Source organism: Sinorhizobium sojae CCBAU 05684 (assembly GCF_002288525.1).
Taxonomy (GTDB): Bacteria; Pseudomonadota; Alphaproteobacteria; order Rhizobiales; family Rhizobiaceae; genus Sinorhizobium; species Sinorhizobium sojae.
In genome coordinates this window covers 3,040,063-3,053,000 of the sequence record NZ_CP023067.1, presented here as the reverse complement: position 1 = coordinate 3,053,000, position 12,938 = coordinate 3,040,063, and the positions used below count along the sequence as shown (strand labels likewise).

Genomic DNA, 12,938 nt, shown 5'->3' with positions numbered 1-12,938 from the left:
TCTCCTCCCTCCTTCGCTCAGCCCTTTGCGTCGCTCGTGGTCATCACCGTGTAGAAGATCCACGAGAGCAGCAGGATGATGAGGAAGTAGATGATCGAAAGGGCCGCGGCCGGGCCGAGGTCGAACTGGCCGATCGCCATTTTGACGAGATCGATCGACAAGAAGGTCGTCGAGTTGCCGGGACCGCCGCCGGTGACGACGAAGGGTTCCGTATAGATCATGAAGCTATCCATGAAGCGCAGCAGGAAGGCGATCAAAAGCACCCGCTTCATCTTCGGAAGCTGGATATAGCGGAACACGGACCAGCGTGATGCGCCGTCGATCTTGGCGGCCTGGTAATAGGCGTCCGGGATCGAGACGAGGCCGGCATAGCAGAGCAGCACGACGAGGCTCGTCCAGTGCCAGACATCCATGACGATCAGCGTCACCCAGGCATCGACCGGGTTCTGCACATAGTTGTAATTGATGCCGAGCGAGGCGAGCGTGCGTCCGAGCAGGCCGATATCGACGCGGCCGAAGACCTGCCAGATGGTGCCGACGACGTTCCACGGAATGAGCAGCGGCAGCGCCATCAAGACAAGGCAGATCGGCACGCCGATGCCCTTTTTCGGCATGTTGAGCGCTATGACGATACCAAGCGGGATTTCGATCGCAAGGATGATCGCCGAGAATATGAGGTTGCGGGTGAGGGCGTCCCAGAAGCGGCCGGATTCGAGCACGTCCTGGAACCAGTCGGTGCCAGCCCAGAAGAACTCGTTGTTGCCGAATGTATCCTGCACGGAATAGTTGACCACGGTCATCAGCGGGATCACCGCCGAAAAGGCGACGAGCACCAGCACCGGCAGGACCATGAACCAGGCCTTGTTGTTCCAGGTCTTTTCCATGTCAGGCCTCCTCGCCGACGCGCCAGGAATCGGCATAGATATTGATCGCCTTCTGATCGAAGGTGACGCGCGGCTCGGCGGGGATCTCGCCGTCCTCGTCGACGATGATCGAGATCGGCCGGTCGGCGAAGTGGGCGCGCACGACCTTGTGACGGCCGATGTCCTCGACCTTGGTGATCGCGACGGGCATGCCTTCGCGGCCGAGCGAAATGAATTCCGGGCGGATGCCGAGTTCGGTGGTGGCGCCGGCCTTGATCCTCGGCTGGAAGCCGAGGGCGATGCTTTCGCCGCCGACCGCCGCCGTGGCTCCATCGATCTGGGCCGGCAGCACGTTCATGCCCGGCGAGCCGATGAAATAGCCGACGAAGGTGTGGCTCGGCCGTTCGAAGAGCTCGGCCGGCGTACCGATCTGGACGATCTGTCCGTCATACATGACAACGACCTTGTCGGCGAAGGTCAGCGCTTCGGTCTGGTCGTGCGTGACGTAGACCATGGTGAAGCCGAAGCGTTTGTGCAGCCGCTTGATCTGCGAGCGCAGCACCCATTTCATTTCGGGATCGATGACGGTCAGCGGCTCGTCGAAGAGAATGGCGCTGACGTCGGAGCGCACGAGGCCCCGGCCGAGCGAGATTTTCTGCTTCTGATCGGCCGTCAGCCCCCGCGCGGTCTTCTTCGCCCAGCCGCCAAGGCCGATCATCTCGATGATCTCCTTGACCCGGCGATCGACCTCCGCCTCCGGCACATGGCGGTTGCGCAGCGGGAAGGCGAGATTGTCGTAGACCGTCATCGTGTCGTAGATGACCGGGAACTGGAACACCTGCGCGATGTTGCGGTGCTGGGTCGCGAGATGCGTCACATCTGTGCCGTCGAAAAGGATGCGGCCCTCCGACGGGTTGATGAGCCCGGAAATGATGTTGAGCAGCGTCGTCTTGCCGCAGCCCGAAGGACCGAGCAGCGCGTAGGCGCCGCCGTCGTTCCATTCGTGATGGACTTCCTTCAGCGCATAGTCGGCTTCCGATTTCGGCTTGGCTCCGTAGGCGTGACGGATATGCTCGAGATTGATACGTGCCATGGTCCCCTCCCCGCTCAGGCCCTGCCGCCGGTCGCCCGGCCGTCCGGCCCGAAGGCCATCAGATGGCGGGTGTCGACGAAGACCTCGAGGTCCGCATCCGGTTCGATATCGTGGACGCCCGGCGCCAACATCACCCAGCGAGCATCGGCAAAGCCGACGTGAATGAAACTCTCCGATCCGGCGATCTCCGATATCGCCGTCTTGACGGTGAGCGAATCCCCGCTGCCGTTCTGCCGCCTGAAGGAAATGTGGTGCGGCTGAAAAGCCACCGTGCAGGGCCCGTCCGCAACGGCCGCCAGATGCTGCGGAACGGAAAGCACCGGCTTACCGTCCAGCGTGAAATGCAACCCCGATTTGACAAGGTCGATCGTGTTCAGCGGCGGATCGGCGAAGGTCCGGGCGGTGACTATGTCGGCCGGGCGGCGATAGACGTCGATGGTGCGGCCGAACTGCGTGATGCGGCCCTTGCTGAGGGTGGCGGTATTGCCGCCGAGCAGCAGCGCCTCCGACGGCTCCGTCGTGGCATAGACGAAGATTGCGCCGGACGCGGCAAAGATCTTCGGCAATTCCTCCCGCAGCTCCTCGCGCAGCTTGTAGTCGAGATTGGCAAGCGGCTCGTCGAGCAGCACCAGATCCGCATTCTTGACGATGGCGCGGGCAAGCGCTGTGCGCTGCTGCTGGCCGCCGGAAAGGTTGAGGGGCGTGCGGTCGAGATAGGGGGTGAGCTTCAAGAGCTCGGCTGCCTTGCGCACGTCCCGGTCGATGGTGGCGTTGTCGAGGCCCTTGATCCGCATGGGCGAGGCAATGTTGTCGTAGACCGTCATCGCCGGATAGTTGATGAATTGCTGATAGACCATTGCCACCGAGCGCTTCTGCACGGGCAGGCCGGTGACATCGGCGCCGTCGAAATGGAGCGAACCGGAGGCGGGCTTGTCGAGACCGGCCATCAGCCGCATCAGCGAGGTCTTGCCGGAAAGCGTCGGGCCGAGCAGCACGTTGAGCGACCCCCTCTCCAAGGCAAGGTTGGTCGGGTAGATATGCGTCTCCCCGCCCACGACCTTGGATATGTTCTTCATTTCAAGCATTGAATTCTCCGGTGTTCCACCCAGCCATCGGCAGTTCAATTGCGGGATCGGCGGGATGGGGGAAGCAGTTGTGGGCTTCGTCCCGCCACTCTCCTCTAGGCGGCGGCGTTGACGGCGCCGCGCATGTAATCCTCCAGTTCCGCGGCTTCAGCCCGCGAGAGCTGCAATCCCAGCTTCGTGCGGCGCCACAGCACGTCCTCCGCGCGCCGCGCCCATTCCCGTTCGATCAGCCAGTCGACCTCGACCGCGTAAAGATCGCCGCCGAAGTGCTTGCCGAGGTCGGCCCTGCTTGCCGCTTTGCCGAGGAGCCGCGCCGCGAAAGTCCCATAAAGCCGGACAAGCCGGCGAGCGTGCGACGCGGTGAGAAAAGGGTAGCGTCGTTTCAGCTTCTCCACCTCCGCCTCGTAGGCGGTCGGAGGGAAGTCGCCGCCCGGCAGGTGCGACGAGGCGGTCCATTTCCCGCCCCTGACGCCGATCGCCTCGCCGATCTTGTCGAGCGCGGATTCGGCAAGCCGCCGATAGGTCGTGAGCTTGCCGCCGAAAACGTTGAGAAGCGGGGTCGCTCCGGGCTCGCCCTCGAGCCGCAGCACATAGTCGCGGGTTGCTTCCTGTGCCTTGCTCGCGCCGTCATCATAGAGCGGGCGCACGGCCGAATAGCTCCAGACGATGTCGTCGCGGGTCACCGGGCCGGCGAAGTACTCGCTCGCAGCCTTGCAGAGATAGTCGATCTCCGCATCGCTGATACGCGCTTCCGCCGGATTGCCGCCGAAGTCCCGGTCGGTCGTTCCGATCAGGGTGAAATCGCCCTGGTAAGGGATGGCGAACATGATGCGCCCGTCCGGATTCTGGAAGAAATAGGCGCGCGGGTCGTCAAACTTCTTCTTCACGACGATATGGCTACCCTGGACGAGGCGGACATTGTGCACGTCCTTCTTGTGCAGCGCGTCGCTAAGCACCCGGTCCACCCAGGGGCCGGTGGCATTGACGAGCATGCGGGCGCGGAGCGTTTCGCGGGTGCCGGTCACTGCGTTTTCGACCTCGATAGCCCAGACGCCTCCCTCGCGGCGGGCCGAGACGACGCGGGTGCGCGCCATGATGCGTGCGCCGCGGTCGGCAGCGTCACGCGCGTTGAGCACCACGAGGCGGGCGTCGTCCACCCAGCCGTCGGAATATTCGAAAGCCTTGGTGAAGAGGCGCTTCAACGGCTCGCCGGCGGGATCGCGGGTCATGTCCAGCGTGCTCGTTGCCGGCAGCAGCTTGCGGCCGCCGATATGGTCATAGAGAAACAGCCCCAGCCGTATCAGCCAGGCCGGGCGCGGTCCGCCCTTATGGTAGGGCAGCACGAATCGCATCGGCCAGATGACATGCGGCGCCATGGCCCAAAGCACTTCGCGCTCCATCAGCGCCTCGCGCACAAGGCGGAACTCGTAATATTCGAGATAGCGCAGGCCCCCATGGATGAGCTTGGTGGAGCCGGACGAGGTGCCGGAGGCGAAATCGTTCATCTCGGCCAGCGCGACGGAATAGCCCCGGCCGGCCGCATCACGCGCGATGCCGCATCCGTTGATGCCGCCGCCTATGACAAAGACGTCGAAGACTTTCTGGTCTGACACTGCGATTGCCCCTCCGCTTTTCGCGATGCACAAAGTGAGTGCTGATGCGAAAGTGATGGTAGTTAAAACGAAAATATTTCGAATGTCAAACGAATGTTCAGCGAAATCTTCGCGGAAGCGAAACTGTGTGCGCTCACGCCTCGGTCTCGATCAGTCTCACACCTTGTTCGGCGCAAATTTTTCGAACATTTTCAAGGAAACAGCGGTCGGTGATGAAGGTCTTGACTTGGGAGATATGGCCGATTCTAACCGGTGCGGTGCGTTCGAATTTGGTCGAGTCCGAGACCAGGATAACGTGCCGTGCATTGGCGATGATCGCCTGCGCCACCTTCACTTCGCGATAATCGAAATCGAGAAGCGCGCCATCGTTGTCGATTGCCGAGGCGCCGATCACGGCGAAATCCACCTTGAACTGCCGGATGAAATCGACGGCCGCCTCGCCGACGATACCGCCGTCCGAACCGCGCACGACGCCGCCGGCGATCACCACCTCGATCGACGGATATATCCGCAACCGGTTTGCAACATTGATGTTATTGGTGATGACCATCAGTTCCTTGTGGTCGAGCAGCGCCTCGCCGACCGCCTCCGTGGTGGTGCCGATATTAATGAAGAGCGAGGCGCTATCGGGGATCAGGGCCGCTGCCGCGCGGCCGATCGCCTGCTTCTCCGCAGCGGCAATCTGGCGCCGGGCATCGTATTTCACGTTCTCCTTGCCGCTCGGGAAGATGGCGCCGCCATGAATGCGATTGAGGACGCGTGCGTCGCAGAGGTCGTTCAGATCCTTGCGGATCGTCTGCGGCGTCACCGAAAAGCGCTGGGCGAGTTCCTCGACGAGCACCCGGCCTTCGGTCTTGGCGAGCGCAAGGATTTCCTCCTGCCTTCCGGTGAGATACATGTTTCGCTCCCTCTGTTTTCGTTTGCTTTCATAATATGCAAAAACGAAAACTGCGCAATTTCAGAATCGGCGCAATTGCGCAGAGTCCACTTTCGCTCGACATGGGCACCGATGTAGCCGTTGCAATCCGTCACGCGATGCGCCAGCCTCGCCTGCTATGGGAAGGGATGCGAGACAATGTATCATCCGGCCTTATTCAGGGGCATGAATGTGGTGGTGACCGGTGGCGGGCGCGGCATCGGTCTCGAGGTTGCACGGCAGTTCCTCGATTGCGGCGCAAGAGTGGTCGTTCACATGGGGCGGGCGATGCCCCGCGACCGTCCCGATTTCCTCGATCTCGCGACGAGCGAGGGCAGGGCCTTTCTCCATGAGGCGGATTTTCTCGAAGCCGGCAGCGTGGATGGTCTTGCGGACGAGGTGCGGAGCCGCTTCGACAGTCTCGATGTGCTTGTCAACAATGCCGGCACGATGGTCGGTCGCTTCCCGGCCGCGGAACTCACCGACAAGGAATACCGCACCATCCTTCAGCTCAACCAGACCTCGGTCGTCGAGATGACGCGCACCATGCTGCCGCTGTTGCGCAAGGGTCCGCATCCGGCGATCGTCAACACCGTGTCGATCTCTGCGCGCACGGGTGGCAGTGCCGGTTCGTCGATCTATTCTGCCACCAAGGCCTTCGTCGCCACCTATTCGAAGGCGCTGGCGCGCGAACTGGCGCCGGAAGGAATCCGGGTCAATTGCGTTTCGCCCGGCACGATCGCCACCGATTTCCATCAGCGCTATTCCACGCCGGAAAAGCTGGAGGCGACACGGAAATCGATTCCGCTCGGGCGGCTCGGGACAGCCGACGATTGCGCGCCTGCCTATCTCTTCCTCGCCTCGCATGCGCTTTCGGGCTATATCACCGGCCAGGTGCTGGAAGTAAACGGCGGTCAGCTGATCTGCTAGGGCGGCTGCCACCGGAAACTCTGTGCTGCTTCTGCCCCTCATCCGCCCGCTGGCACCTTCTCCCCGCAGGCGGGGATGCTGGCACCTTCTCCCCGCAGGCGGGGATAAGGAGGTTGGCTGCGGCGCTTCAATCCCTCTCCCGGCCTGCGGGGAGAGGGCCAGGGTGAGGGGCGAAATCTCCGCGTCAGGCGAGTGTTAGAGTGAGGGGGCGACACGAATTCGTCCTGAGGGGCTGAAACATGATCGACAAGCTGGAATTCTTTCTCGCGCTCGCCCGCGAGCGGCACTTCGGTCGGGCGGCCGAGGAATGCGGCGTGACGCAGCCGACGCTGTCGGCGGCGATCCGGCAGCTCGAGGATCAGCTCGGCGTGATGCTTGTCAATCGCGGCTCGCGCTTTCAGGGGCTGACGCCCGAGGGCCAGCGGGTGCTCGAATGGGCGAGACGGATCGTCGGCGACACCCGCACCATGCGCGAGGAGATGCGGGCGGCGCGCAAGGGATTGTCCGGGCATATCCGGCTTGCGGCGATCCCGACGACCCTTGCAATGGTGCCGATGATCACGGCTCCCTTTCAGGAGAAGCACCCGGACGTGACTTTCTCGGTTCTCTCGACGACGTCGCTGCAGATCCTGGCGCTTTTGGAGAATCTCGAGATCGATGCGGGGTTGACTTACCTGGAAAACGAGCCGCTCGGTCGCGTCACCAGCGTGCCGCTGCAGATGGAGCAATATCATCTGGTGACGGCCGCCGGGGCGCCGCTTGCGGATCGCGAAAGCGTGACATGGAAAGAAGTTAGCAACATTCGGCTTTGTCTGTTGACTGCCGACATGCAGAACCGGCGGATCATCAATCAGCACTTCGCCGAGGCGGGAGCCGTCGCCAGCCCGACGCTCGAGTCCAATTCGATGATCGTGCTTTTCTCCCATGTCCGCACCGGCCGCTGGGCGAGCATCATGCCCTATAACGTCGCGAAATCCTTCGGTTTTCACGAGGACATACGGATGATTCCGATCGTCGAGCCGGATGTGCGGCATACCGTCGGACTGGTCGCCACCTATCGCGAACCCTTTACGCCCTTGGTGTCGGCGCTGCTGCATGAGGCGCGCATCCTTGCCGAGCGCAACGCAGCTTGATAGGCTTTTTCTATCACCCAACGGAACAGCATTATTGACCCATTCGGCTATAAGCGCGAAGCTTGTCCGACGTGCAGGGCCGATGAGGCTCCGGCCCCTGCCGGAATGTGTTGGAGACATTCGGTGCGGAAAAGCGATCGGGCCTTAAGGTCTGGAGCGCGCCGCGCCGTGAGCCGGGAGGGCTCTTGGCGTGAATATCCATCTGCCGCGCGCGGACGTGGCCGAGCAAACGCTGGCGATCATCGACGAGCTGAAGGGGCTTGAAGGCCCGTTGCTCCCGATCCTGCACGCCCTGCAGGACGAGTTCGGCTATGTGCCGCAGGAATCCTTGCCGGTGATTGCGCGCGAGCTCAATCTCTCGCGCGCCGAGGTCTACGGCGTCGTCACCTTCTATCATGACTTCCGCGAGCACCCGGCCGGGCGCCACGTGCTGAAGCTCTGTCGCGCCGAAGCGTGCCAGTCGATGGGCGGGGACAGGCTGGCCGACCGGGCGAAGGCCCTGCTTGGCATCGATTTCCACGAAACGACACCCGACGGCGGGGTGACACTCGAACCCGTTTACTGTCTGGGGCTCTGTTCCTGTTCGCCATCGGCAATGCTCGATGGCGAGGTGCATGGCCGGCTCGATGATGCAGCGCTTGAGGCGCTGGTCGCGGAGGCACGCCGATGACCGTCAAGATCTATATTCCTCGCGATGCGGCCGCGCTGGCGCTTGGCGCCGAAAAAGTGGCGACGGTGATGGCCGAGGAACTGGCGGCCCGCGGTCTCGATGCGACGATCGTTCGCAACGGGTCGCGCGGCATGCATTGGCTGGAGCCGCTGGTCGAGGTCGAATCCCCCGAGGGCCGTATTGCCTATGGCCCGGTGAAGGCGCGCGATGTCGCATCACTCCTCGATGCCGGTCTCGTCACCGGCGGCCCGCACCCGCTCTGTCTCGGGAAGACGGAGGAAATTCCGTTCCTCAAGCGCCAGGTGCGGCTGACCTTTGCCCGTTGCGGCATTACGGATCCGCTGTCGCTTCACGACTATCGCGCCCATGGCGGCTTGCGCGGCCTTGAGAAGGCGGTCGTGATGGACCCTGCGGCAATCGTCGCCGAGGTCACTGAAAGCGGCCTGCGCGGCCGCGGCGGCGCGGGCTTCCCGACCGGCATCAAGTGGAAGACGGTGCTCGAAGCGCAGGGGCCGCAAAAATACATCGTCTGCAATGCCGACGAGGGTGACAGCGGCACTTTTGCAGACCGGATGATCATGGAAGGCGATCCCTTCGTGCTGATTGAAGGCATGGCGATCGCCGGCATCGCGACGGGCGCCACCAAGGGCTATATCTATACGCGCTCCGAGTATCCGCACGCGATCGCGGCGATGACGCAGGCGATCGAGGTTGCGCGGGCCGCCGGCGTGCTTGGCCGCTCTGTTCTCGGGTCCGCCCACGCCTTCGACATGGAAGTCCGCACCGGCGCCGGCGCCTATGTCTGCGGCGAGGAGACGTCGCTCCTGAACAGCCTCGAAGGCAAGCGCGGGCTCGTGCGCGCCAAGCCGCCGCTTCCCGCCCATAAGGGCCTGTTCGACCAGCCGACGGTGATCAACAACGTCATCTCGCTCGCCTCGGTGCCGGTGATCCTCGATCAGGGGGCCGCCTATTACCGCGATTTCGGCATGGGGCGCTCGCGCGGCACGATCCCGATCCAGATCGCGGGCAACGTCAAGCATGGCGGACTGTTCGAAATCGGCTTCGGCCTGACGCTCGGCGAGATCGTCGACGACATCGCCGGCGGCACTGCAAGCGGCCGGCCGGTCAAGGCCGTGCAGGTCGGCGGTCCGCTCGGTGCCTATTTCCCGCGGACGCTGTTCGACACGCCTTTCGACTACGAGGCCTTCGCGGCGAAGGACGGCCTCATCGGCCATGCCGGAATCGTCGTCTTCGACGATACGGCCGACATGCTGAAGCAGGCGCGGTTCGCCATGGAATTCTGCGCGGTCGAGAGCTGTGGCAAGTGCACGCCCTGCCGCCTCGGCTCGACGCGCGGGGTTGAAGTTGCGGACAAGATCAGAGACGGGATCGAGCCGGAGAAGAACCGCGAGCTGCTCGCCGATCTCTGCAACACGATGAAATTCGGCTCGCTCTGCGCCCTCGGCGGCTTCACGCCCTATCCGGTGGTGAGTGCCATGACTCACTTTCCGGAGGATTTCGAGCCGGCGCCGGTGAGGGAGGCGGCGGAATGACATTTACGCGTCGAGATTTGCCCCTCTCCTCGGGTTTAACCCGAGGACCACCAGCCCTCTCCCCTCGCGCGGGGAGAAGGTGGCGGCAGCCGGAGGGCCAGGCGCCGGCATCGAGGGCGAGGGGTAAATCAACCGCCCTGAACGCAAATTCCCAGGAGGCCCAGTAATGTCCCTCATTCATGAAATCGACTACGGCACTCCTGCTTCTAACTCCGAAAAGCTGGTGACGCTGACGATCGACGGGTGCGAGATCACCGTGCCGGAGGGCACCTCGATCATGCGCGCGGCGATGGAGGCGGGCATAGAAGTGCCGAAGCTCTGTGCCTCCGACATGATGGACGCGTTCGGCTCCTGCCGGCTGTGTCTCGTCGAGATCGAAGGGCGTGCCGGCATGCCCGCCTCTTGCACCACTCCGGTGGCACAAGGCATCAGCGTCTCCACGCAGACGCAGCGCCTCAAGGATGTCCGCCGCGGCGTGATGGAGCTCTATATCTCCGATCATCCGCTCGACTGCCTGACCTGTGCGGCCAACGGCGATTGCGAACTGCAGGACATGGCGGGCGCGGTTGGCCTACGCGACGTGCGCTACGGTTATGACGGCGCCAATCACGTCACGGCGCGCAACAATGGCGATATCAACGTCAACTGGGTGCCGAAGGACGAAACCAATCCCTATTTCACCTTCGATCCGGCGAAATGCATCGTCTGCTCGCGCTGCGTGCGCGCCTGCGAAGAGGTGCAGGGCACCTTTGCGCTGACGATTAGCGGCCGCGGCTTCGATTCGCGTGTCTCCGCCGGCATGAGCGAGGATTTCATCTCCTCCGAATGCGTCTCCTGCGGCGCCTGCGTGCAGGCCTGCCCGACGGCGACGCTGACTGAAAAATCGGTGATCGAAATCGGCCAGCCGGAGCATTCAGTCGTCACCACCTGCGCCTATTGCGGCGTCGGCTGTTCGTTCAAGGCGGAAATGCGCGGCGAGGAGCTGGTGCGCATGGTGCCGTGGAAGGACGGTCAGGCGAATCGCGGCCATTCCTGCGTCAAAGGCCGCTTCGCCTATGGCTATTCGACCCACAAGGACCGCATCCTCAATCCGATGATCCGCGAGAAGATCACCGATCCTTGGCGCGAGGTCACCTGGGAGGAGGCGTATGCGCATGTCGCTTCCGAGTTCCGCCGCATCCAGTATCAGTATGGCCGCGATTCGGTCGGCGGCATCACCTCGTCGCGCTGCACCAATGAGGAGACCTATCTGGTGCAGAAGCTGGTGCGCGCCGGCTTCGGCAACAACAATGTCGATACCTGCGCCCGCGTCTGCCATTCGCCGACCGGCTACGGCCTCAACCAGACCTTCGGCACTTCTGCCGGCACGCAGAATTTCGACAGCGTCGAACATACGGATGTCGCCGTCATCATCGGCGCCAATCCGACCGACGGCCACCCGGTCTTCGCCTCGCGGCTGAAGAAGCGGCTGCGCCAGGGCGCGAAGCTGATCGTCATCGATCCGCGGCGGATCGACCTCGTCCGCTCGGCCCATGTCGAAGCCGCCTACCACCTGCCGATCAAGCCGGGCACCAACGTCGCCATCCTCACGGCGCTCGCCCACGTTATCGTCACAGAGGGACTGGCAAACGAGGCCTTCATCCGCGAGCGCTGCGACTGGTCGGAATTCGAGGATTGGGCGGCCTTCGTTTCCGAGCCCTATCACAGCCCGGAGGCGACCGAATCCTATACCGGCGTTCCGGCGGAACTGGTCCGCGGCGCGGCGCGGCTCTATGCCACCGGCGGCAACGGCGCGATCTATTACGGCCTCGGCGTCACCGAGCACAGCCAGGGCTCGACCACTGTCATGGCGATCGCCAACCTCGCGATGGCCACCGGCAACATCGGCCGGCCGGGCGTCGGCGTCAATCCGCTACGCGGCCAAAACAACGTGCAGGGCTCCTGCGACATGGGCTCCTTCCCGCACGAGCTGCCCGGCTACCGGCATATCTCGGACGACGCCACGCGCGAGACCTTCGAGAAGCTCTGGGGCGTGACGCTCAACAACGAGCCGGGCCTGCGTATCCCCAACATGCTCGATGCTGCCGTCGACGGCACCTTCAAGGGCCTCTACATCCAGGGCGAGGACATCCTGCAGTCCGACCCGGATACGAAGCACGTGGCCGCCGGACTTGCCGCGATGGAATGCGTCGTCGTGCAGGATCTCTTCCTCAACGAGACGGCCAACTACGCCCATGTCTTCCTTCCGGGCTCGACCTTCCTGGAAAAGGACGGCACCTTCACCAATGCCGAGCGGCGCATCAACCGTGTGCGCCGCGTGATGCGGCCGAAGAACGGCTATGCCGACTGGGAGGTGACGCAGAAGCTCGCCCAGGCGATGGGGCTCGACTGGAACTATGGGCATCCGTCCGAGATCATGGATGAGATCGCAGCGACGACGCCGACCTTCGCCATGGTTTCCTATGATTATCTCGACAAGATGGGCTCCGTGCAGTGGCCCTGCAACGAGAAGGCGCCGCTCGGTTCGCCGATCATGCATGTCGACGGCTTCGTGCGCGGCAAGGGCAAGTTCATCCGCACGGAATATGTGGCGACCGACGAGAAGACCGGCCCGCGCTTCCCGCTGCTTTTGACGACGGGCCGAATCCTCAGCCACTACAATGTGGGCGCACAGACGCGGCGTACGGAAAACGTCGCCTGGCATCCCGAAGACCTGCTGGAGATCCATCCTCACGATGCCGAACAGCGCGGCATCCGCGACGGAGACTGGGTGAAGCTTGCCAGCCGTTCGGGCGAAACGACGCTTCGGGCGCTGATCACCGATCGCGTCGCGCCAGGTGTCGTCTACACCACCTTCCATCACCCGACGACGCAGGCCAACGTCATTACCACCGATTTCTCGGACTGGGCGACGAACTGCCCGGAATACAAGGTGACGGCGGTGCAGGTAGCGCCCTCTAACGGCCCGACCGACTGGCAGCGCGACTATGACGAGCAGGCCCGCCAGTCGCGGCGCATTGCCGGCAAGCTGGAGGCGGCGGAATAGGGGGCGGGATGGCGGACAAGCAATCTACCCCCTTTC

The 12,938-nt window shown here is 63.4% G+C and carries 10 protein-coding genes; 5 read left to right on the top strand and 5 right to left on the bottom strand.

The window, feature by feature from the left end:
* Window positions 1-17 precede the first annotated feature (17 nt).
* From SJ05684_RS14855 to SJ05684_RS14835, 5 genes are all read right to left on the bottom strand, one after another.
* The gene (locus tag SJ05684_RS14855) at window positions 18-884 is read right to left on the bottom strand and encodes a carbohydrate ABC transporter permease (protein ID WP_034853070.1); all 867 of its coding nucleotides are present in this window, start codon (window positions 882-884) and stop codon (window positions 18-20) included.
* 1 nt (window position 885) lies between these two features.
* On the bottom strand, window positions 886-1,956 hold the full coding sequence (locus tag SJ05684_RS14850; protein WP_095694282.1) for an ABC transporter ATP-binding protein: 1,071 nt from the start codon (window positions 1,954-1,956) through the stop codon (window positions 886-888).
* Window positions 1,957-1,970: 14 nt separating this feature from the next.
* Window positions 1,971-3,041, bottom strand: a complete 1,071-nt coding sequence (locus tag SJ05684_RS14845) for an ABC transporter ATP-binding protein (protein ID WP_034853073.1) — start codon at window positions 3,039-3,041, stop codon at window positions 1,971-1,973.
* 95 nt (window positions 3,042-3,136) lie between these two features.
* Window positions 3,137-4,654: a glycerol-3-phosphate dehydrogenase gene (gene glpD / locus SJ05684_RS14840; RefSeq protein WP_034853074.1), complete on the bottom strand. Its 1,518-nt coding sequence runs from the start codon at window positions 4,652-4,654 to the stop codon at window positions 3,137-3,139.
* Window positions 4,655-4,787: 133 nt separating this feature from the next.
* Window positions 4,788-5,552, bottom strand: a complete 765-nt coding sequence (locus SJ05684_RS14835; protein ID WP_034853075.1) for a DeoR/GlpR family DNA-binding transcription regulator — start codon at window positions 5,550-5,552, stop codon at window positions 4,788-4,790.
* Between the two features lie 177 nt (window positions 5,553-5,729).
* Between SJ05684_RS14835 and SJ05684_RS14830 the strand changes: the two genes are divergently transcribed.
* From SJ05684_RS14830 to fdhF, 5 genes are all read left to right on the top strand, one after another.
* Window positions 5,730-6,500, top strand: coding sequence for an SDR family NAD(P)-dependent oxidoreductase (locus SJ05684_RS14830; protein WP_034853076.1), 771 nt, complete (start codon window positions 5,730-5,732; stop codon window positions 6,498-6,500).
* 239 nt (window positions 6,501-6,739) lie between these two features.
* Window positions 6,740-7,633 (top strand): LysR family transcriptional regulator, encoded by an 894-nt coding sequence (locus SJ05684_RS14825; protein ID WP_034853077.1) that lies wholly within the window; start codon window positions 6,740-6,742, stop codon window positions 7,631-7,633.
* A gap of 190 nt (window positions 7,634-7,823) precedes the next feature.
* Window positions 7,824-8,303, top strand: a complete 480-nt coding sequence (locus tag SJ05684_RS14820) for a formate dehydrogenase subunit gamma (protein WP_034853079.1) — start codon at window positions 7,824-7,826, stop codon at window positions 8,301-8,303.
* Window positions 8,300-9,856: a formate dehydrogenase beta subunit gene (locus SJ05684_RS14815; protein ID WP_034853080.1), complete on the top strand. Its 1,557-nt coding sequence runs from the start codon at window positions 8,300-8,302 to the stop codon at window positions 9,854-9,856. The genes SJ05684_RS14820 and SJ05684_RS14815 overlap by 4 nt, the downstream gene beginning before the upstream one ends.
* Window positions 9,857-10,022: 166 nt before the next feature.
* Entirely contained in the window at window positions 10,023-12,902 is a 2,880-nt protein-coding gene (fdhF, locus tag SJ05684_RS14810; protein WP_034853081.1) for a formate dehydrogenase subunit alpha, read from the top strand.
* The last annotated feature ends 36 nt before the right edge of the window (window positions 12,903-12,938 follow it).

Coding starts and splice junctions, on each gene's coding strand:
- SJ05684_RS14855 (WP_034853070.1), bottom strand. CDS start 884: ATGGAAAAGACCTGGAACAACAAGGCCTGGTTCATGGTCCTGCCGGTG.
- SJ05684_RS14850 (WP_095694282.1), bottom strand. CDS start 1,956: ATGGCACGTATCAATCTCGAGCATATCCGTCACGCCTACGGAGCCAAG.
- SJ05684_RS14845 (WP_034853073.1), bottom strand. CDS start 3,041: ATGCTTGAAATGAAGAACATATCCAAGGTCGTGGGCGGGGAGACGCAT.
- SJ05684_RS14835 (WP_034853075.1), bottom strand. CDS start 5,552: ATGTATCTCACCGGAAGGCAGGAGGAAATCCTTGCGCTCGCCAAGACC.
- SJ05684_RS14830 (WP_034853076.1), top strand. CDS start 5,730: ATGTATCATCCGGCCTTATTCAGGGGCATGAATGTGGTGGTGACCGGT.
- SJ05684_RS14825 (WP_034853077.1), top strand. CDS start 6,740: ATGATCGACAAGCTGGAATTCTTTCTCGCGCTCGCCCGCGAGCGGCAC.
- SJ05684_RS14815 (WP_034853080.1), top strand. CDS start 8,300: ATGACCGTCAAGATCTATATTCCTCGCGATGCGGCCGCGCTGGCGCTT.
- fdhF (WP_034853081.1), top strand. CDS start 10,023: ATGTCCCTCATTCATGAAATCGACTACGGCACTCCTGCTTCTAACTCC.